The sequence below is a fragment of the Spiroplasma endosymbiont of Panzeria rudis genome, from assembly GCF_964019705.1.
GTDB lineage: Bacteria > Bacillota_I > Bacilli_A > Mycoplasmatales > VBWQ01 > Spiroplasma_E > Spiroplasma_E ixodetis_A.
This window is the reverse complement of sequence record NZ_OZ026460.1, coordinates 90,974-110,843: the sequence shown is the minus strand read 5'-3', so window position 1 is coordinate 110,843 and position 19,870 is coordinate 90,974. Positions and strand designations below refer to the sequence as shown.

The following is a 19,870-nucleotide window of genomic DNA, read 5'->3' as shown; positions in this document are numbered from 1 at the left end:
ATAATAAAAATACCATAAAAAATATTTATCAATAATTGTATTAAAAAATACAATTTTATTTAAAATTGTCAACCATATAAAAAAGAGAAAACATAAAAATGCTTTACTCTTTCCAAAATTTTCTTGCTTTAATATTTTTAATTAAACAAAAGTAATTAATACCATTGGCGCATTATCACCAGTTCTATTATCTACTTTAATTAACTTTGTATATCCACCTTTACGGTCTTTATATCTTTCAGCAATATTGCCAAATAATGTTGGAATAACACCATCCTTTGGATGCTCTTTAGTTGTAATTTTACGTAATTTAGCAATTGCCATTCTTCTTGAATGCAAATCACCACGTTTAGCTAATGTTACTAAAGGTTCAATAAATGTTTGTAATCTTTTTGCTCTTTTTTCTAACAAAACTAATTTTCCATGAACAATTAATTCACTTGCTAAATTACGGATTTCAGCATCTACTTTAGCACTATTTCTTCCGATATCGTTAATATATGACATTTTTTCTTATCCTCCTTCTTAGTTTTTAATAGAAAACTCTAAATTATGTTTTGATACACAATCTTCAATTTCTTTAATTGATTTTGAACCTAAATGTTTAATTTGTTTAATTTCATCTAAACTTTTACTTACAATATCACCCAAAGTTTTATAACCATCACGTTTTAAACAATTGTATGAACGAACAGTTAAATTCAATTCTTCTAAGGCTTTGTTTAAATCATTATTTTCTTGCTCATTAGTAATTGAAATAACTTCAAAGTTTTTAACATTATCATCTAAATTAACAAAAAATTCAATATGACTCATTAAAATTTTAGCTGCCATTGCAATAGCTGATGCTGCTTTAACTGAACCATTAGTTTGTACACCAAGAATTAATTTTTCATATTCAATACCTTTTAATGTTTTAGTTACAGGTTCAATTTTATAATCAACTTTTTCAACGGGTGAAAAGTTTGAATCAATAGCAATAATGCCTGAACTATTAGCAATTTCTTTTTTATTTTCCTCAAATGAAGAATAACCACGAGATTTCTTTACCATTAATTCCATTTCAAAAAGAACATTTCTTGAAGTTGTTCGAGCAATAATTAATTCTGGATTAACTACTCTAACATCAGTTGGACAACTAATATCTCCAGCAGTAATATCTTGTTCACCAGTAATACTAATTTTTAAATTAGCAATTTTTTCGTCCTTTTGAATATCACCATCAAAGGCTAAAACTAAGTCCTTAACATTTAAAATTATTTCAGAAACATTTTCAATTACACCTTTAACTGCAGTAAATTCATGAGATACACCACTTATTCTAATTGCATATACAGAAATACCTGGTACTGAAGATAATAATGTTCTTCTTAAGGCATTAGCTAAAGTTGTTCCATAACCACGTTCTAATTGACTCACAATAAATTCACTGTAATTAATAGCACTATTTTCACTGTTTAAACTAAATTTTGGTTTTAAAAATTGTTGTTCCATGTTTTATTTTCACCTACTTTATTTTCTTGGTTTTTTTGGTGGACGACAACCATTATGAGGGATTGGTGTCACATCATTTAAATCTTTGATTTCAAAACCTACTGCTTGTAAACTACGAATTGATGGTTCTCTTCCTGGTCCTGTTCCATTAACAAAAACACTTAAAATTTTAACTCCGTGTTCCATAGCAGTTTTACCTGCAGCTTCAGCTGCTAACTGTGCTGAGTGAGGAGTTGATTTACGAGTTCCTTTGAAACCTACTGCTCCAGCACTTGATCAAGCAATAACATTACCATTAAGATCAGTAATAGTAACAATAGTATTATTAAAACTTGCTTTAATAAATGCTTTTGCTTTAATAAAATTAGGATTAACTTTAATTTTTTTCTTTACTGTTGTTTTTATATTCATTATTTTTTTCCTCCTAATTAACTTGCTTTTTTCTTGTTAGCAACCGTTTTACGTGGTCCCTTGCAAGTTCTTGCATTAGTTTTTGTTGATTGTCCTCTGGCTGGTAATCCTTTACGATGACGAATACCACGATAACATCCAATTTCCATTAATCTTTTAATGTTTAAAGACACTTCACGTCTTAGTTCACCTTCAGTTTTATATTTCTTTTCAATTAATTGACTAATTGAACTTAATTCTTTTTCTGTTAATTCATTAATTTTTTTAGTTTCTTCAATTTTTAGTTCTTTTAATATTTCTGAAGATTTGCTGCGACCAATTCCATAAATTCTTGTTAAACCAATTACTGTATGTTGATTACCAGGAATATTTACTTGCGCAATTCTTCGACTTGCATTGTTAGTATTTGATGTCATATTTATTTTTCCTCCTTAATATTTCTATCCTTGACGTTGCTTATGTTTAGGATTTTCACAAATGATTACATTACGTTTTTTACGTTTGATTGGTTGACATTTGTCACAAATTTTTTTAACTGATGCTTGTACTTTCATCATTTTCCTCCTGTTAAACTATTAGTTTTCTTTGTTTTCATCATCTTTATTTATCGGTAAATGTGTAGTAGCCATTCTGTTACGAAAAGTAATTCGTCCTTCAGTTAAATTATAAGTTGATAATTCAACTTTTACATGATCACCTTTGATAATTTTAATTTTATGTGTTTGCATACGACCCGATGGTCTTACAATAGGAGTAAAGTCATATTCATTCAACTTTACTTTAAATCTAGCATTAGGTAAGACTTCTATTACTATACCTTCACATTCAATAGTACTATCATTAGTTTTTTTTACTTTTTGAACTTTGGGTTTAACTACTTGTTTTGGTTTAGCCATTAATTACATTCCTCATTATTTTTTTGATTTTCATTAAGTATTGTTAGTACTTCACATCCATCATTAGTTACTAGGATAGTGTGTTCAAAGTGAGCAGTTTGTTGTTTATCAGCAGCAACTACTGTTCACTTATCACTTAAAACCAGAATTTTATCAGTTGTTGTTTGAACCATTGGTTCAATACAAATTGTCATTCCTGACTGCAATTTTATTCCGGTGTTGGGCTTACCAACATTAGGAATAGCTGGGTCTTCGTGGAGTTTTTTACCAATACCATGCCCAGTATATGATGTTGGTAAATAAAAGCCTTCGCTTTCTACATAAGTTTGAATGGTGTTACTAATATCACCAATTCTAACTCCTGGTGCAATAATTGCTATTGCTTTATTTAATGACTCTTTAGTCACATTAATAAGTTTTGCTTGTTCTGGTGTTGGTTTACCACCAACACACATTGTAAAGGCAGCATCTGCATGATAACCATTAACAGCAGCACCAGCATCAATTTTCACAATATCATTCATTTTAAAAGGTTTATCATTAGGAATGCCGTGAATTAATTGTTCATTAACTGAAACACAAATCGTGGCAGGAAAACCATGATAATTTAAAAAAGAAGGTATAGCATTATTTTCTTTAATAATTTGTGCTGCCACTTTATCAAGCATTTTACCAGTTATTCCAACTTTTATTATCTTTGCTAACTCTTTATGAATAAGTGCTACAACTTGACTAGCGGCTTTGATATTTTGAATTTCACTTTGACTTTTAATGCTAACCATTATTTTTATTTCCTTTTAATGATGATAAATATGATTTAATTTGTTTTTTAATATCACTATTATCTTGGTTGGCATCCACCGTTCTTAACAGTCCACGTTCTTGATAAGAATCTACCAATGGTGCCGTTGCTACTTTGTAAGTTTTTAAACGATTGATAATTGTCTTTTCATCACTATCATCAATTCGTTTAATTAATTTTACCCCATCATTATCACAAATACCAGTAATCTTTGGTGGTAGGAAATTAAGATTATAAATTGCTTTACATTGAGGACAAGTAACTCTTGAAGACAAACGTTTAATAACTGTTTCTTCATTAATATCTAGATACAATACCATTGAAAGCGTTTCATTCAAACTTGTTAATACTTTATCTAATGATGCTACTTGTGAAATTGTTCTTGGATAACCATCAAGAATAAAATTATGTTTAATATCTTTTAAAGTATTACTAATAATCTCATTTGTAATCTCATCAGGAACATATTGACCCTTATTAACATAAGTTTGAGCTTTTTTACCTACTGGTGATTGTTTTGTGATTTCATCACGAAACAAATCACCAGTTGATAAATGCATTAAATTATATTGTTCTTTCAGAAACTGTGACTGTGTCCCTTTCCCTGATCCTGGTGGACCTAAAATAATTAAATTCATCGTTACCCCCTAAGACCATAAGTGTTCTTTAACATCTTTGTTTTCCTTATAATTTAAGAATGAATGTTGAGTAATTCGTCCCTTAATTTGTTTTGTTGTATCTAGTGCTACTCCAACCATAATTATTAATCCAGTTCCACCAACTGCTAATGAAGAAGGTAGATTAGTAAATTTAGAAATTAAAAATGGGGTTACTGCAACAGCAGTTAAGAAAAAGGAACCAATTGTACTTAAACGATTTAACATTCTTTTAATATAAATTTCTGTTTCCTTCCCTGGCTGAACGCCAGGAATATAAGTTCCTGATTTTTGAAAATTCTTAGCCATTTGTTCGGGATTAATTTGCACTTGTGCATATAAAAAGGTAAACATAATCGTCATTATAGCAAAAATACTAATTCCCGGCCACGACTGTAAAGATAAATAATTTCTAGCAAAATTAGCAAAACCACTATTTTGATCAACAATTTGCGCCACTGTCATTGGAGCAGTAATTAGTGCCGAAGAAAAAATAACAGGAATTACTCCAGCTGAGTTAACTTTTAAAGGTAAATAAGAACTTTTATCACCCTTTAAAGTTAAACCACTACCAGTTTGTTGAATTGGTAAGTGTCGCTCTGATTCACTAAAGAATACAACAACAAGAATAATCAGTAGGAAGGCTGCAAAATAAAGAGCAAATTTTAAAGCCCCTTGAAAAATAACACCATTATTAGTATCTGGTCCTACTCAATACTTAAAAGTTGAAGCTAAGTTAAATGGTAAATTAGCAGCAATTCCACCAAAAATAATTAGTGAAATTCCATTACCAATACCACGATTAGTAATCTGATCAGCCATTCATAATGATAACATTGTCCCTGCTAGTAAAATAGCTGGAATCAATACATAATAGAAAACTTCTGGTCCAGCTGCTGCCGATCCCGAACTTCAATCAACACTAATAATATGTTGAGATTGTAAACCAAAGATTGTGGCAAAACCTTGCATAATAGCAAAGGGGACAGTTAATACTCGATTCATTAACTCTAATTTTTTCTTACCTTTTTCTCCTGATTTAGCTCATCTTGTTAAAGTAGGGAGAACATCAGTTGATAATAACTGCACAATAATTGATGCAGTAATGTAAGGTGACACTCCAAGTGCAAAAACAGAAAATCTGCTAATAGCACCACCACCTAACATTGAAATTAAATTAAAGAATTCAATACCACTACTATTACTGCTACTTAAATCTTCATTCAAAGTTACTCCTGGAACTGTAATAAATGCTCCAACACGAAAGATAAATAAAATAAAAATGGTAAATAAAATTCTAATTATAACTTCTTTATACTTTTTTATTAATTCACGGGTTGTTGTGAACACTTAGATCACCTGCGCTTTTCCTCCGGCTTGTTCAATAGCAGTAATTGCTGATTTTGAAAATTTATGAGCTTTAATTGTTTTTGGTGTTGTTAATTTACCTTTACCAAGAACTTTAATACCATCTTTTTTACTTCTAATCAATTTTAATTGAAATAAAAGTTCAGGTGTTATTTCATGCTCTTTAATTAAATCAATTTGTTCTAAGTTAATAATACTATAATTGGTTGTAGTAAAGTTAGTAAACCCTCGTTTTGAAATACGACGATATAGTGGTGTTTGTCCTCCTTCAAATCCGGGTCTTGTTCCACCACCGGTACGGGCATTTTGTCCTTTTGTCCCTTTACCAGCCGTTTTACCTTTTCCAGATGAAGTTCCTCTACCTAAACGTTTAATGTCTTTACGAGAACCTGGTGTTGGTTTTAAGTTATGTAATGTTGTTTCCATAATCCACCTCTAACCATTACTACGCTTAGTAGTAAGATTTTTATTTTTTATAAAATATTCTGCTGGTTTAACATTGCCAAGACCTGCAATTGTTGCTCTAGCTAAATTAATTTTATTTCTAGATCTAAATGCTTTTGAATAAATATTATGAATACCAGCTAATTCTAAAATATCACGAGCAGATCCACCAGCTTTAATTCCGATTCCTTCTTTAGCTGGTTTTAATAAAATTTCACTTCCACAATATTTACCTTTAACTTCATGAACAATAGAATTACTGTTTTTAGTTATCGTAATTGTTGTTAAATTTTTGTGAGCAGCTTCAATTGCCTTTTTAATTGCATCAGGAACTTCATTGGCTTTAGATATACCAAAACCAACTACTCCTTTACCATTACCAATAGCAACAGCAGCAGAGAAACGCAATCTTCTTCCCCCAGTTGTTACTTTGTTAATTTTTCTGATTCAAATCACTTTTTCAATAAATTCACTTGGATTTTTTGGTTTACGTTCAAAATTTTTACGTGGTTCACGAACTTTATTTTCTTTTTTATCGTGGCTATTTCTTGGTTGTGATGAATTAGTATGTCTAATTTTATTTTCATTACCAGTAGGATTTTTTACTTCTGCTTTAACAGAAGGTTTTGCTACTGATTTTTGAACTTCAGTATTTTCTTTATCATCAATAATTGTTTTTTTATTTTCTAAACTCATACTTTTAATTCTCCTTTTTTAGAATTCTAATCCAGCACTACGCGCTGCTTCTGCGAATGCTTTCACTTTACCATGATATAAATATCCACCACGATCAAAAACCACTTTTTTAATTTTTTTCTTAATAGCTAAATTAGCAATTGTTTCTCCAAGTTTAGTAGCAGCATCTATATTGCTTTTTGATGCTAAATCTTTAAATGTTAATGTTGATACACCAATAATTGTATTTGAAGCAGTATCGTCAATAATTTGAGCATAAAAACTATTATTAGATTTAAAGATATTTAAGCGTGGTCTTTCACTAGTACCCATAATTTTACTACGAATACGATAATGACGAACTTTACGAGCTTGTTGTTTATTAATCATTTTCTATTCTCCTTAAGTGCCAGTATAAGATTATTTACCTTTACCAGCAGCTTTTCCTTCCTTACGACGAATGTGTTCATTTTTATATTTAATTCCTTTACCTTTATATGGTTCTGGTTTACGGAATTTACGAATTTTGGCTGCAACTTCTCCAATTAATTGTTTATCAATACCACTAATTTGTAATACTGTTGGTTTAGGAGCAACAATGGTAATTCCTTGCGGAATTTCAAACTTAATAGGATGAGAATATCCTAATGTTAAATTTAAGATATTAGCTTGGACAGCAGCACGATATCCAACACCATTTATTTCTAATTCTTTCATGAAACCTGTTGATACACCAACTAACATTCCATTAATTAATGAATTAGTTGTTCCGTGAAGTTGTTTATTTTTTTTGTTATCATCAGGTCTTGTTGTAGTAATTGTTTTTTTCTCTTCATCAACGTTAATTTTAATAACATTTGGTAATAGTTTTTTTAAAGAACCTTTTGCTCCTGTAACAGTTAACAAGTTACTTGCATCTAGCGTTATTGAAGTATTTACTGGAATGGTAAGGATACGGTTACCAATACGTGACATATAGTTTCCTCCTTATCATACATAAGCAAGAACTTCGCCACCAAGACCAAGTTTTTTTGCTTGTTTATTTGTCATAATACCTTTTGATGTAGAAATGATTGCAATTCCATAACCATTTAACACACTTGGTAAGTCTTCACATTTTGCATACATTCTTAATCCTGGTTTAGATATTCTTTTTAAACCAAGAATTGGACTTTTACCAGTATGAACTAATAAAAGTTCTAATTTAGGTTTGCTAGGATTTTCTTTAGTAACACGATATTTTTCAATATAACCATTTTTTTGCAAGATATCGGCTATCTTAACTAGTTGTTTTGAAGAAGGTACACTAACTACTCGATGTTTACTGCTATCCGCAGCGCTAATAGCATTACGAATAACTGTTAAAATATTACTTATTGGATCTGTCATCATAATTATATACCTCCTATCATGATGCTTTTCTAATACCAGGAATTTGTCCTTGGTATACTAAAGCGCGAAAACAAATACGGCATAACATAAATTTACGAATAACCGCATGAGGACGGCCACACTTTTGACAGCGTGTATATGCTTGCGTACTAAACTTTGATTTACGGGCTTGTCTTACTTTTAATGAAGTTTTTGCCATCTTATGCCACCTGCTTTCCTTGTTTTTTAAACGGTAATCCTATTTTTTTTAATAACAATAATGCTGTTGCATTATTTGATGTTGTGGTAATAATTGAGATTTCCATACCACGAACTTTATCTACTTCTTCATAATTAATTTCAGGAAAAATAATTTGTTCTTTAATACCAACAGTGTAATTACCATTTTGATCAAATGCTTTAACTGATAAACCTTGAAAATCACGAATTCTTGGTAAAGAAATTGAGATAAATTTATCAAGGAAATCATACATTTTTTCGCCACGTAATGTAACTTTACAACCAATTGGCATTCCCGCTCTTAATTTAAAGCCGGCAATTGATTTTTTCGCTTTAGTGATAATTGGTTTTTGACCAGTAATTTTTGATAATTCAGATACTGATTTATCAATGGCTTTTGGATTACTACTTGCATCTCCAACACCAATATTAATAACAACTTTTTCAATTTTGGGTACTTGCATTATTGATGTAAAATTTAATTCTTTTTGCAATTGGGGAATAATAGTTTTATTATATTTTTCTTGTAAACGATTCATTTTTATGCTGTTACTCCTTTATTATCGTAATTCTGTTTCAGATCTTCGTGCAATACGAACTTTTTTGCCATCTTTATCAATTTTGTACCCAATTTTTGTTACTTTTTTATCTTTTTTACCATCAAGGATCATTACATTAGAAATGTGAACACTAGTTTTTACTTCCACAATTCCACCTTCTTGATCATTTTGAGTAGGTTTTTTATTTTTCTTAGCAGTAATACCTTCAATAATAACACGATTTTTTTCACGAAGTACTTGGATAATTGGTCCGGTATGACCTTTATGCTTTCCTGCAATGATTTTAATTTGGTCGCCTATTTTTAATTTAGTATCAAGACTAATAACTGGTTTCTTTTTGCTTGCCATTTATTTCATCCTCCTAAACAATTTCTTCTGCTAAAGAAGCAATTTTATTATAACCACGCTCTTTAACTTCACGAGCCAAGACACCAAATACTCTAGTACCACGTGGCGTTTTATCTTCTTTAATAATTACTACTGCATTATCATCAAATTTTACACAAGAACCATCATTACGTTTTACACCAAATTTACTACGTACGACAACTGCTTTAACAACTTGTCCTTTTTTCATTGCACTATTAGGTGTTACTAATTTTGCTGAACAAACAACAATATCACCAATTTTAGCAAATTTTTTAGTACTACCACCCAAAACTCTAATAACCATAACTTCTTTAATACCAGTGTTATCAGCCACATTGGCTCACGATAGATTTTGTAACATCTTTCTTATCCTCCTGGTTAATTAAGCTTTTTTATTTGTTTTAGATTCAATAATCTTTAACAAACGGAAGCGTTTTAGAGCTGAAAGTGGACGAGTTGAAATGATTTCAACCTTGTCACCAATTTTAGCTTGGTTAGTTTCATCATGGGCATGATACTTTTTAGTTGACTTAAAACTTTTATGGTACATTGGATGTCGTTTTGAAGTTTCAACAACAACAGTAATTGTTTTATCATTTTTGTCAGAACTTACAATTCCAACAAAAGTTTTACGTTGTTTGTTTGTAATAATATTTGTCATTATTCTTTGTCCTCCTTAGCTGGTGTTACAGTTTTCTTAACTGTAGGTTTTTTAGATGGTTTTTCTACTTTAGTAGCAGTAACTTTTTTAACTTCTTTGTTTGATGATTTTGCTTTAGTTGTTTTTTCAGTAACTTCTTTTTTAGCAATTTTATCTGATTCTTTAATAACTTCTGATTTAGTTATTGTTTTAACTTTAATATCTTTTTTATCATCAACTTTAGCAACTTTTTTAGTTTTTTTGCTTTCTTTATTTTCTTCTGGTAATACCATTTTATTAATATGTAATGGTTTGATTTTTTCACCATTATTAATTCTGATAGTTAATTCAGTTTTAATACGAGCAATATCCTTACGAAGATTATTTATCATATGCGGAGTTTCTAGTTTACCTAACGAACTTTGAATTCGTAAAGCAAACAATTGTGCACGAAGAGTTTCTTCGTCTTGTTGTAATTCTAAAGTTGATTTATTTTTAATTACTTGCATTTCCATTTGCTTCACCCAATTCTGTTGTTAAATTTTTAGCAACCTTTACTTCTTCTGTTGGTTTTATTTCTCTAGTAACAATTTTACATTTGATTGGCAACTTGTGCATTGCAAGACGCAATGCTTCACGTGCTGTTGCTTCATTAGGATATGATACTTCAAACATAACTGTTTTTGCTTTTACTACTGAGACTCAATGATCAATTGAACCTTTTCCTGAACCCATACGTACTTCCGCTGGTTTTCTAGTAATTGGTAAATGTGGAAAGATTCTAATTCAAACTTTTCCACCACGTTTCATGTAACGTGTCATTGCTACTCTGGCTGCTTCAATTTGTCTTTCAGTAATGTAAGAACCTTCTTCAGCACGAAGTCCGTAAGTTCCAAAAGCAACTGTTTTACAACCTTTTGCAGTTCCTTCATAACTTAAACGGTGGACGCAAGAGTGTTTATATCTCTTAGGTATAGCCATCTTACTTTACCTCCTTACGTGGTTGTTGTGGGTAATTATTTCGGCGATTGTTATTATTTCTTTGATTATATTTTGAAATAATTTCAGGTTGAGTTGAGTCAGTTCCTGATAAAATTTCACCTTTATATACTCAAACTTTAATACCAATTTGACCAAAAGTTGTTTTTGCCTCAGCAGTAGCATAATCAATATTACTACGTAATGTTGCTAGAGGAACACTACTTTCTGAATAACCTTCAACACGTGCCATATCCGCTTCACCAAGTCTTCCTGAAACACGAGTTTTAATTCCCTTTGCTCCAGCACGAAGTGCTTTACGAATTGCTAATTTTTGTGTTGTACGATGTGACATACGATTGCTTATTTGTTGTGCTAATGTATTAGCAATTGTTTGCGCATCAATATCAGGATTTTTAATTTCAACAACATTAATTCTAATACCTATTTTACGATTTTTAATTGTTTTACGAATTAATGTTGTTAATACTTCAATGTTTGAACCGCCTTGCCCTAAAACTGAACCAACACGAACACAGTGGATAAATAAGGTAATTTGTGATTTAGTTCTTTCGATTTCAATTTTAGAAACACCAGAAGTTTTTAAATGCGCAAATAGTGCTTTTCTAATTTTGTGGTCTTCTAAAATTCATTTTGCTAAATCTTCATTACTAGTTGCATATCAACGTGATTGTCAATCTTTATTGATACCATATCTTAATCCATTTGGACTAACTTTGTGACCCATATTACTTATTTACCTCCTAATTATCGCTAACCACGATAGTGATTTTGCTTGTTCTTTTTAAGATTTGATATGCTCTACCATGAGCACGGGGCATAAATCTTTTCATAGTTGGACCTTCATTTACAAATATTTCCTTAATACGTAATTTGTTGGCTTCCATTCCATAGTTATTAGCAGCATTAGCAACTGCTGAATTAATTAATTTTATAATTGGCTGTGCTGCGCGTTTTTTTTCATGAGCTAGAATTACTAGAGCTTTGGCAACAGCATTATCACGAACTAAATCGGCTACTAAACGCACTTTTCTTGGACTAATGCGTAATTTATCTAAATGAGCTTTTGCTTCCATAATTTCTATCTCCTAACGCTTTTTCTTGTCAGAACCGTGACCACCAAACTTACGTGTGGGTGCGAATTCTCCTAATTTATGACCAACCATATCTTCTGTTACATATACAGGTAAATGTGTTTTGCCATTATGTACACCGAATGTATGTCCAACAAATTGTGGGAAAATTGTTGAACGACGAGATCAAGTTTGAATAATTTTTTTTGATTTATTTTTATTTTGAGTTTCCACTTTGTTTAATAAATGACTATCAGCAAAGGGTCCTTTTTTTAAAGATCTTGACATATATTACTTTCCTCCTACTTTGTTGCATTTCTTCTTCGTACAATTAATTTATTTGATGCTTTTTTACTATCACGAGTTTTTAAACCTAATGCTTTTTTACCTCATGGTGTTACTGGAGCTTTTCTTCCGATTGGGGCTTTACCTTCTCCTCCACCATGTGGGTGATCATTTGGGTTCATAACACTACCACGAACAGTAGGTCTAATTCCTTTTCAACGATTTCTTCCTGCTTTACCAATATTTACTAAGTTATGATCATCATTTCCAACTGTACCAATTGTAGCTCGACAATTACTTAATACTTTTCTAACTTCACCTGATGTTAATTTTAATAATGTATACTTAGCTGTTTCATCACGACCAAGAATTTGAACACTACCACCAGCACTTCGTGCCATTTGTCCACCTTTACCTGGTTTTAATTCAACATTATGAACAACTGTTCCTTGTGGAATCTGTGATAATGGTAAACAGTTACCAACAGTAATATCAATTTTAACAGTATCACTGTTTTCACCACTTAATAACTTATCTCCTACTTTGATTCCTTTTGGTGCTAAGATATAACGCTTTTCACCATCAAGATAAGAAATAAGACAAATGTTAGCATTACGATTTGGATCATATTCAATTGTTTTAACTGTTCCAACTACATTGTCTTTGTTACGTTTAAAATCAATAATACGGTATTTAACCTTATGACCATTACCTTGATGCCTTACTGTAATTTTACCTTGATTATTTCTACCAGCTTGTTTAACTAAATTTACTAATAAAGATTTTTCAGGGCTATTACCAATAGTTAAGTTCTGTTTGTAATCCAGAACGGTCATATTACGTCTTCCTGCAGTAGTGGGATTAATTTTTCTAATTGCCATTGTTTTTTTCTCCTTCCAATCTCATTAGCTTTGTTCTTCAGAACTAAACAAACTTAATTGTTCACCAGGAGCTAATTTAATAAGAGCTTTTTTTACTGCCGATGTTTTTCCAACAAATCTACCAACAGTTTTAATTTTTGGTTTACTATTAATAATATTAACGTCTGCTACTTTAACTTCAAAAATCTGTTCAAAGGCTTTTTTAACGTGACTTTTATTAGCTTTACGGTTAACAGTAAATGTATAGATACCTTCAGCCATTTGTTTATAAGTTTTCTCAGTTAATACTGGTTTTACTATAACTTCACTTAAATGCATATTAAATTAAAGCCTCCTCAACGATTTTAATTGCCTCAGTAGTAAACAATACTTTTTTAGCATTTAATAAATCGTAAATATTAATACTATTAGCAGCGATTGTTGTTGTTCTAGGTAAATTGCGACCTGATTTAATAACTGTTTCTTTATTGCTTATTCCTGAAACAATTAGTGTTTTATTGTTTGCTAATTCTAAAACTTTTAAAGTTTCTAACATAATTTTAGTTGAAGGTTTTTCAAAGTTTAATTCATCAATTACAACTATTTTTTTATTTTGGAATTTGGCAGCCAATGCTGATTTTATTGCCAATCTTCTTACTTTTTTTGGTAATCCAATTAAATAATTACGATCAGTATTTGGTCCAAAAACAATCCCCCCACCTTTTCATTGTGGTGAACGAATTGAGCCTTGACGCGCATTACCTGTTCCTTTTTGTTTTCATGGTTTTCTACCACCGCCAGCAACTTCAGCACGACTTTTAACAGCGTGTGTTCCTTGACGTTTTGTAGCATTATAACTTAATAAACTATCAAACTGCGCTTGCTTGTGGGGTTCAATTCCTCAAATTTTTTCGTTTAAAGTTAATTCGCTAACTTTTGTTCCAGCGTTGTTAACAACATTAATTTTCATTTTGCTATCCTCCATAATTAACTTTATTGACCATCAGTAACTTCGGTTGTAGTATTTTGATTTCTAACAACTAATGATACTGGGGTTTTGAGAATTGGTTTTTTAACTGCTTGTTTAATAACAAGAAAGCCTTGTTTTGGTCCTGGAACTGAACCTTTTACTAAAAGATAATTATTTTCTTTATCTACTTTAATAACTTCTAAGTTAGCAACACTACGTTTAACATTTCCCATTTGCCCTGGCATTGGTTGTGATTTAAACACACGGTTAGCATTAATAGAACCTGTTGAACCCATTTGACGATGTAAACCTGATCCATGACCCATTGGACCACGTGATTGATTATGACGTTTAATGCGTCCTGTAAATCCTTTACCTTTAGAAGTTCCTTGAACATCAACGAATTCACCTGCTGTGAATACGTCAGCAACATTAATAAGATCTTTATGATTAAATCCGTTCATGTTACGAATTTCTTTCACGAAGCGCTTAGGTTGACTGTCGGCTTTTTTAAAGTGTCCGATTGTTGGTTTGTTTGATAAAGTAACACGAAGATCGAACGTTGCAAGTTGTAAACTACTATATTTGTCTTTTACATTTGTTTTAACTTGACTTACTACATTTGGTTGTACTTCGATAATTGTTACTGGAACTAGTTGTCCGTTGTTTAAGAAAACTTGTGACATTCCTAGTTTCTTACCTAAGATTCCTTTCATAATTTCCTCCTTGGAATATGTTGTAAATAATTAATATTTATCGATTTTAATAATTTTTTTTATTAATCTTTTTTGATACTTGATTTAAAGTTGATTTTTTTTCATCTTTAGATTCGATTATCAAAGAGATACTAACACTATTAGGGATAGTAAGTCCACTTAGAGCATTTAAAGATTTTGGTGATAATTGAGCACCAATAATTCTTTTGTGGGTTCTCTTTTCAAATTGTTCACGTGAATCTTTATGTTTATGCGGTGAACGAAGAATAGTGAAAATTTCTTTATGAGTTGGTAATGGAATTGGACCTACCACTTCAGCACCTTCTTTTTTTAACACATCTTTAATTTTCTGTGCTATTTGGTCAATAGCTGAGTGATCATAACTTTCTAAACGAATTTTTACTTTGTCTCCTATGATTGCCATTGGCTATATCCTCCTTAGAACGATTTTTAATAAAATAAAGAACAAAACATGTGATATAATGACAACTGATATCAGTGTATCAGCATTTATACATAACAATCACGCCTTGTAAGTATAACATAGTGTAATGGTAAAAGGGAATAGCAAAATACAAAAAAAACAAAAAAAATAATGGGTTTTTTGCTCATAATCTTTTAACTATTAATTTAGTTGTAAAAAATAAAGATTTTTATTAAAAAAATAATAAAATACCATTATTTTTTTATTATTTTCTTACTTTAAAAAAGTAAAAGGTAATATATAATTATAATATTTCACAAAATTTATTTAAATAAAAATATTACATGATATAAATATAATAATGAAATTCTTTTAGCAAAAGATATTTAAACTTCAATTTTGATATAATTCTAAAATTAGTAAGTTACACTTTTATAACAACTATGTTGATTAAATTAGAAAAGGAATTACAATGAGAGTAAGAAATAAGCCATGAGCAAAAGAATTTATTTTAATACATAATAATTTATGTATTAATGATCCCTATAATTACAAAGGGAAATGAAATAAAAAAATATTTCAAAATAAAAATCCAATCAATATTGAAATTGGAAGTGGCAAAGGAAATTTCATTATAAATCTTGCTAAACAAAATTCAAATCAAAATTATATTGCTATTGAAAAAAATATTTCTATTGTAACTATATTATTAAAAAAATTAATTGAAAATAAATTATGTAATTTAAAAATAATTATAGAAGATGCCATAAATTTAAAAGATTTTTTTGCCAATAATGAAATTAATAAAATTTATTTAAATTTTTCTGATCCATGACCTAAAAAAAGACATTTTAAAAGAAGATTAACATACCAAAAATTTTTAGAAATATACAAAAAAATTTTAATAAAAAATGGTCAACTTCACTTTAAAACAGATAATAACAATTTATTTAATTATTCACTTTTAGAATTTCAAAAAAATAAATGAAATTTATTAGAATATACAATTAATCTACATCAAGATAATAATAAAAAATGATGAAGCATTTATTAAAACTGAATATGAAGAAAAATTCATTAAACAAAATAAAAACATTAATTATTTATTAATACAAAAAAATAAAATTGAAGTTTAAACTTCAATTTTATTAAAAAAAGTTAATGATTAACTAAGATTATATTCATATTAAACTATAAAGATTTTTCATCAAATGTTACATTTAATTTTCCACCCTGTGAATCTCAAGAAATAGGTAAATTTAAAAAAACAGTTTTTGGGTTATCAGGATTATCTGTTGAAATAATTGAATAAGTGTTAGAACCAATTTTAAGCTGTTCTTTATAACCGTTATCAACTAAAAGTTTAATCAAATCTTTAATAGTATAGTCACTTTTACTTCATTGACCCGTTTGTGATCAATAATATGAAGAACTAATAGTATCAGTTAAATTTACTGAATAACTAATTTTCCCTTCATTATGATACGTTCCTTGCTTAATAGTATATAAAACTGTTCCTATTGAATGTGATTTTAATTTAAATGATTGACTTGGATTAGTTAATGTTTCACTATCACTAGTAGTTTTAGTTCCTTGTTGCTCTGAACCAAATTCAGCACTAGTTTCAACATCACTTTTACCAACTAAAGGAATTTTAAATTCAGGTTTAACTTTAACTCCAATTTTTTCTAATGTTTTTCAAGAAAAAGTATTAGTAATAGTTTTAGATTGTGATTGAGTTTGATAAATTTGTTCGGGATTAGAACTATTAGTATAAATGTCTTGAAAAGAATCTACTATATTTTCATCTTTAGCAACAGTCTTTATTGGTTTTAAAGTACCTTCTTTGCCAGTAAAATATTTATCATATTCTTTTTGAATCAAATCCTTCATGGAAATTGGTATTTCATAATTACCATCTGCTACTCATCAATTTTTTGGAATAATTGTATTATTGATATCTTTAATAATATTTTCCATATTATCTGGTGGATATCAAGTAAGTCCATTCTTTTTTGTTTCATGTTTTATAGAAGTATCAGCAGAAGTACAAGCAACTACATTCGTTACTGTTACTGTTGAAAATCCTAAAATAGACATTAATGATAATAATTTCCTCATATTTTTGATCATATATTATTTTCCTCCTAAATATTTATACACACATGTTTTGTGTGACCATCTTAATTAGCAGAACAAATAATGATTTAAAGATAAATGAATGATATACAATAAAATAGTTAAAGTCAAAAAAATTAATGAAATTATTTAAAATTAACATTATTTTTAACAAATTTTATCTTTTTATTCTTATATAAATAAGTAATAATTAATTATTTAATTTATACGAAAACTTATAATATTGATAATAGTAATCTTATAAATAACATTAAAAGTAAATATTATTGATTTTATTTGAATTTATTATAAAGATTAAAAAGAAAAACAAATATTTTAAGTAATTAAGGAGAATACTAATGCCATTATCATTAATAACTGAAACCACACCTTTATTACCACTATCAAATAATACTAGCACATGAAAACAAACTATTAAAAATTGAACTAATGGATTTTACCAAGAAATTAAACATTTAGTTTCGGGATCGCTATGAATATCATCAGCTATTATTACAATTGCTAGTTTAAACATTATTAGTACTCAAGTAAATAGTAATGAGGATATAGATTTTAAAAAGGCATTTACTACTTTAATTAAATGAGAAGTACTTGGCAATACTACTATTTCACTCTTTGTTTCATTTCTAAAGAAATGTTTAACAAATTTCGATAATAGTCAATTAGAAAAAACTTTATTTTATAAAGTATGAAATAAAATAAAAGATAAAGTATTTACTAATACTACTGAAATAACTAACCTTAATTTTGAGGAAATAAAAACTAAAATTAATATTCTTGAAACAAATAAAAATACATTAGAAACACAAATGAAAGAGTTTTCAAACTTATGTCAACAATTAGTTACAAAGTTTAAAACTCTTTTAAATAATAATACTGAAAATAATATTATATTAACCATTGAAGAAAACATTAATAACAATCTTAAAGCATATTCAATAATTACTAATGAATTAATAAAAATTATTGCTACTTTCGCAGTTTTCACTAGCGGAGTATCTTTTGCTAGTTCTATAAGTATTATAAAAAACGATATAGCCAATGATTTACCTTTAATTCCAACATCCTTTGTTAAAACTTTTACTGCTCTTGAAGAGGCTTTTTAATAATCTGTGTATCTTTGTTTTACAAAGTTACTAATTTAGATTAATTCTGTCTTCAAATTTTATCATAAAATGAGCAATTGCTATATTTCAATTTTGAATAGGCAATGTTCATTTTTTTGTTATATTTTCAATTGCCAAGTAAAATATTTTGAAAACTGCCATATCATTAGGAAAAACTTTTTTATTTCTGATGATTTTTCGTAATTGACTATTAACAGATTCAATAGCATTTGTAGTATAAATCACTCTTTTGATTTCTACTGGATAACTAATAAAAACCATTAAATTATCTCAATTTTTATATCAAGATTTAGTAATTTGAGGATATTGTTTATTTCATTTACTTTCAAACGATTCTAAAGCTTGCATTGCTTGTTCTTCACTACATGCACTATAAATTGGTTTTAAATCTGCAACTAGACCTTTTCGATGTTTGTACGAAACATATTTAAACTATTTCTAATTTGATGAACAATGCATAATTGATGTTCTGTTTTAGGATAAACTGATTGTATTGCTTCTGACATGCCTGTTAAATTATCACTACAAGCAATAAGAATATCATTTAAGCCACGATTTTTCATTTCTGTGAAATTTAGATAATCAAAACTTAGAACCTTCATTTTCACTAATTCATAATCCTAAAACATCTTTTTTGCCTTCTAAATCAACTCCTAATGCTATATAAACTGATTTGTTAATAATCCGTTTATCTTGTCGTACTTTAACTACTATACAATCAAAATAAACAATAGGATAAATACTTTCTAATGGTCGATTTTGTCATGCTTTAACATCATCAATAACATCATCAGTAATTTGACTAATAACACTTTCACTAATATCAGCACCATGATATAACTCTTGCAACTGCATTCTAATGTCAGATAATGTCATTCCTTTTGCATACAAGGAAAGAACTTGTTGATCAAAACCATCAAATCTTCTTTGCCTTTTAGGAACTATTACAGGAGTAAAATTACTATTGCGATCTCTTGGTACATCAATTTCAATTTTACCTTGTTGAGTTATTAATTTTTTTGAACTTGTACCATTACGAGCATTTTCAGTAGTACTATGTTGATTTTTTTCATATCCTAAATAATTTTGCATTTCAGAATTCAACATTTTTTCAACTAATCTTTTTGTTAATTCTTTATATAAACCGCCAGGTTTAAAAACTGTTGTTAAATCTTCAGTATTTTCTAGTAATAAATCTACTGCTTTTGATATTGGATCATTATTATTAAAGTTATCTTTTTTAACCATCTGTAACTCACTCTTTCTAGTCATTTAATTATATTTACTAGAATTAATTAAACATAGTTATTTTTGTAAGTTACACAGATTACTAAACATTTCTCTCTTGAAA

General features: G+C 29.0%; 30 protein-coding genes and 3 pseudogenes. 2 read left to right on the top strand and 31 right to left on the bottom strand.

Annotated features, from left to right (window positions below; translation table 4 throughout):
* Nucleotides 1-141: 141 nt before the first annotated feature.
* The 29 genes and pseudogenes from rplQ to rpsJ all read right to left on the bottom strand — a co-directional run.
* Nucleotides 142-507: a 50S ribosomal protein L17 gene (gene rplQ / locus AACK89_RS00610; RefSeq protein ID WP_252319218.1), complete on the bottom strand. Its 366-nt coding sequence runs from the start codon at nucleotides 505-507 to the stop codon at nucleotides 142-144.
* An 18-nt stretch (nucleotides 508-525) separates the two neighbouring features.
* Nucleotides 526-1,494 (bottom strand): DNA-directed RNA polymerase subunit alpha, encoded by a 969-nt coding sequence (locus AACK89_RS00605; RefSeq protein ID WP_281748527.1) that lies wholly within the window; start codon nucleotides 1,492-1,494, stop codon nucleotides 526-528.
* A gap of 18 nt (nucleotides 1,495-1,512) precedes the next feature.
* On the bottom strand, nucleotides 1,513-1,905 hold the full coding sequence (gene rpsK, locus AACK89_RS00600) for a 30S ribosomal protein S11 (RefSeq protein WP_252319229.1): 393 nt from the start codon (nucleotides 1,903-1,905) through the stop codon (nucleotides 1,513-1,515).
* Between the two features lie 17 nt (nucleotides 1,906-1,922).
* Complete coding sequence (rpsM, locus tag AACK89_RS00595) at nucleotides 1,923-2,321, bottom strand: 30S ribosomal protein S13 (RefSeq protein WP_174480910.1); 399 nt, start codon at nucleotides 2,319-2,321, stop codon at nucleotides 1,923-1,925.
* A gap of 24 nt (nucleotides 2,322-2,345) precedes the next feature.
* On the bottom strand, nucleotides 2,346-2,459 hold the full coding sequence (gene rpmJ, locus AACK89_RS00590) for a 50S ribosomal protein L36 (protein ID WP_174480911.1): 114 nt from the start codon (nucleotides 2,457-2,459) through the stop codon (nucleotides 2,346-2,348).
* A gap of 21 nt (nucleotides 2,460-2,480) precedes the next feature.
* Nucleotides 2,481-2,801, bottom strand: coding sequence for a translation initiation factor IF-1 (gene infA, locus AACK89_RS07645; protein ID WP_348774424.1), 321 nt, complete (start codon nucleotides 2,799-2,801; stop codon nucleotides 2,481-2,483).
* On the bottom strand, nucleotides 2,801-3,583 hold the full coding sequence (gene map, locus AACK89_RS00580) for a type I methionyl aminopeptidase (protein ID WP_338975787.1): 783 nt from the start codon (nucleotides 3,581-3,583) through the stop codon (nucleotides 2,801-2,803). Before map ends, infA begins: the two co-directional genes overlap by 1 nt.
* Nucleotides 3,576-4,241, bottom strand: coding sequence for an adenylate kinase (locus AACK89_RS00575; protein ID WP_281748525.1), 666 nt, complete (start codon nucleotides 4,239-4,241; stop codon nucleotides 3,576-3,578). Before AACK89_RS00575 ends, map begins: the two co-directional genes overlap by 8 nt.
* A 9-nt stretch (nucleotides 4,242-4,250) precedes the next feature.
* On the bottom strand, nucleotides 4,251-5,609 hold the full coding sequence (gene secY / locus AACK89_RS00570; protein ID WP_338978588.1) for a preprotein translocase subunit SecY: 1,359 nt from the start codon (nucleotides 5,607-5,609) through the stop codon (nucleotides 4,251-4,253).
* Complete coding sequence (rplO, locus tag AACK89_RS00565; protein ID WP_174480916.1) at nucleotides 5,610-6,053, bottom strand: 50S ribosomal protein L15; 444 nt, start codon at nucleotides 6,051-6,053, stop codon at nucleotides 5,610-5,612. It lies immediately after the preceding gene.
* Between the two features lie 9 nt (nucleotides 6,054-6,062).
* Nucleotides 6,063-6,767: a 30S ribosomal protein S5 gene (gene rpsE, locus AACK89_RS00560; RefSeq protein ID WP_338978585.1), complete on the bottom strand. Its 705-nt coding sequence runs from the start codon at nucleotides 6,765-6,767 to the stop codon at nucleotides 6,063-6,065.
* 18 nt (nucleotides 6,768-6,785) lie between these two features.
* Nucleotides 6,786-7,136 (bottom strand): 50S ribosomal protein L18, encoded by a 351-nt coding sequence (gene rplR / locus AACK89_RS00555; protein WP_174480918.1) that lies wholly within the window; start codon nucleotides 7,134-7,136, stop codon nucleotides 6,786-6,788.
* A 30-nt stretch (nucleotides 7,137-7,166) separates the two neighbouring features.
* A complete protein-coding gene (gene rplF, locus AACK89_RS00550; protein WP_252319239.1) occupies nucleotides 7,167-7,721 on the bottom strand; it encodes a 50S ribosomal protein L6 in 555 nt (184 codons plus the stop codon).
* Between the two features lie 12 nt (nucleotides 7,722-7,733).
* Complete coding sequence (gene rpsH / locus AACK89_RS00545; RefSeq protein ID WP_174480920.1) at nucleotides 7,734-8,138, bottom strand: 30S ribosomal protein S8; 405 nt, start codon at nucleotides 8,136-8,138, stop codon at nucleotides 7,734-7,736.
* Nucleotides 8,139-8,151: 13 nt separating this feature from the next.
* Nucleotides 8,152-8,337 carry a type Z 30S ribosomal protein S14 gene (locus AACK89_RS00540; protein WP_338978584.1) on the bottom strand — a complete coding sequence of 62 codons (186 nt, stop codon included), beginning with the start codon at nucleotides 8,335-8,337 and terminating at the stop codon, nucleotides 8,152-8,154.
* A gap of 1 nt (nucleotide 8,338) precedes the next feature.
* The gene (gene rplE, locus AACK89_RS00535; protein WP_174480922.1) at nucleotides 8,339-8,896 is read right to left on the bottom strand and encodes a 50S ribosomal protein L5; all 558 of its coding nucleotides are present in this window, start codon (nucleotides 8,894-8,896) and stop codon (nucleotides 8,339-8,341) included.
* 21 nt (nucleotides 8,897-8,917) lie between these two features.
* Nucleotides 8,918-9,265, bottom strand: coding sequence for a 50S ribosomal protein L24 (gene rplX, locus AACK89_RS00530; protein ID WP_338978583.1), 348 nt, complete (start codon nucleotides 9,263-9,265; stop codon nucleotides 8,918-8,920).
* A gap of 13 nt (nucleotides 9,266-9,278) precedes the next feature.
* Nucleotides 9,279-9,647, bottom strand: a complete 369-nt coding sequence (rplN, locus tag AACK89_RS00525) for a 50S ribosomal protein L14 (protein ID WP_338978582.1) — start codon at nucleotides 9,645-9,647, stop codon at nucleotides 9,279-9,281.
* Between the two features lie 21 nt (nucleotides 9,648-9,668).
* The gene (gene rpsQ / locus AACK89_RS00520) at nucleotides 9,669-9,947 is read right to left on the bottom strand and encodes a 30S ribosomal protein S17 (RefSeq protein WP_338978580.1); all 279 of its coding nucleotides are present in this window, start codon (nucleotides 9,945-9,947) and stop codon (nucleotides 9,669-9,671) included.
* The gene (rpmC, locus tag AACK89_RS00515) at nucleotides 9,947-10,441 is read right to left on the bottom strand and encodes a 50S ribosomal protein L29 (protein WP_281748521.1); all 495 of its coding nucleotides are present in this window, start codon (nucleotides 10,439-10,441) and stop codon (nucleotides 9,947-9,949) included. The genes rpsQ and rpmC overlap by 1 nt, the downstream gene beginning before the upstream one ends.
* Entirely contained in the window at nucleotides 10,422-10,907 is a 486-nt protein-coding gene (gene rplP / locus AACK89_RS00510; protein WP_281748520.1) for a 50S ribosomal protein L16, read from the bottom strand. Before rplP ends, rpmC begins: the two co-directional genes overlap by 20 nt.
* Before the next feature lies 1 nt (nucleotide 10,908).
* The gene (gene rpsC / locus AACK89_RS00505) at nucleotides 10,909-11,652 is read right to left on the bottom strand and encodes a 30S ribosomal protein S3 (RefSeq protein ID WP_281748519.1); all 744 of its coding nucleotides are present in this window, start codon (nucleotides 11,650-11,652) and stop codon (nucleotides 10,909-10,911) included.
* 16 nt (nucleotides 11,653-11,668) lie between these two features.
* Nucleotides 11,669-12,001 (bottom strand): 50S ribosomal protein L22, encoded by a 333-nt coding sequence (rplV, locus tag AACK89_RS00500; protein WP_174480929.1) that lies wholly within the window; start codon nucleotides 11,999-12,001, stop codon nucleotides 11,669-11,671.
* 12 nt (nucleotides 12,002-12,013) lie between these two features.
* Nucleotides 12,014-12,286, bottom strand: a complete 273-nt coding sequence (rpsS, locus tag AACK89_RS00495) for a 30S ribosomal protein S19 (protein ID WP_174480930.1) — start codon at nucleotides 12,284-12,286, stop codon at nucleotides 12,014-12,016.
* 14 nt (nucleotides 12,287-12,300) lie between these two features.
* Nucleotides 12,301-13,164 (bottom strand): 50S ribosomal protein L2, encoded by an 864-nt coding sequence (gene rplB, locus AACK89_RS00490; RefSeq protein WP_252319248.1) that lies wholly within the window; start codon nucleotides 13,162-13,164, stop codon nucleotides 12,301-12,303.
* A gap of 24 nt (nucleotides 13,165-13,188) precedes the next feature.
* Nucleotides 13,189-13,482, bottom strand: coding sequence for a 50S ribosomal protein L23 (rplW, locus tag AACK89_RS00485; protein WP_338978577.1), 294 nt, complete (start codon nucleotides 13,480-13,482; stop codon nucleotides 13,189-13,191).
* 1 nt (nucleotide 13,483) lies between these two features.
* Nucleotides 13,484-14,113: a 50S ribosomal protein L4 gene (gene rplD, locus AACK89_RS00480; protein ID WP_338978575.1), complete on the bottom strand. Its 630-nt coding sequence runs from the start codon at nucleotides 14,111-14,113 to the stop codon at nucleotides 13,484-13,486.
* Nucleotides 14,114-14,136: 23 nt separating this feature from the next.
* Nucleotides 14,137-14,829, bottom strand: coding sequence for a 50S ribosomal protein L3 (gene rplC / locus AACK89_RS00475; protein ID WP_174480934.1), 693 nt, complete (start codon nucleotides 14,827-14,829; stop codon nucleotides 14,137-14,139).
* A 115-nt stretch (nucleotides 14,830-14,944) separates the two neighbouring features.
* Nucleotides 14,945-15,247: pseudogene (rpsJ, locus tag AACK89_RS00470) on the bottom strand (30S ribosomal protein S10); the annotation flags it as partial.
* Nucleotides 15,248-15,725: 478 nt separating this feature from the next.
* On the opposite strand from rpsJ, the pseudogene trmB reads away from it, so the two are divergent.
* Nucleotides 15,726-16,389, top strand: a pseudogene (trmB, locus tag AACK89_RS00465) (tRNA (guanosine(46)-N7)-methyltransferase TrmB).
* 55 nt (nucleotides 16,390-16,444) lie between these two features.
* Here the strand turns inward: trmB and AACK89_RS00460 are convergent.
* The gene (locus AACK89_RS00460) at nucleotides 16,445-17,386 is read right to left on the bottom strand and encodes an ETX/MTX2 family pore-forming toxin (RefSeq protein WP_338978570.1); all 942 of its coding nucleotides are present in this window, start codon (nucleotides 17,384-17,386) and stop codon (nucleotides 16,445-16,447) included.
* 344 nt (nucleotides 17,387-17,730) lie between these two features.
* Here AACK89_RS00460 and AACK89_RS00455 point away from each other — a divergent pair, with 344 nt between their 5' ends.
* The gene (locus AACK89_RS00455; protein WP_338978568.1) at nucleotides 17,731-18,498 is read left to right on the top strand and encodes a hypothetical protein; all 768 of its coding nucleotides are present in this window, start codon (nucleotides 17,731-17,733) and stop codon (nucleotides 18,496-18,498) included.
* 30 nt (nucleotides 18,499-18,528) lie between these two features.
* On the opposite strand, the pseudogene AACK89_RS00450 reads toward AACK89_RS00455, so the two are convergent.
* Nucleotides 18,529-19,767 (bottom strand): annotated as a pseudogene (locus tag AACK89_RS00450) (IS256 family transposase).
* Nucleotides 19,768-19,870: the final 103 nt, after the last annotated feature.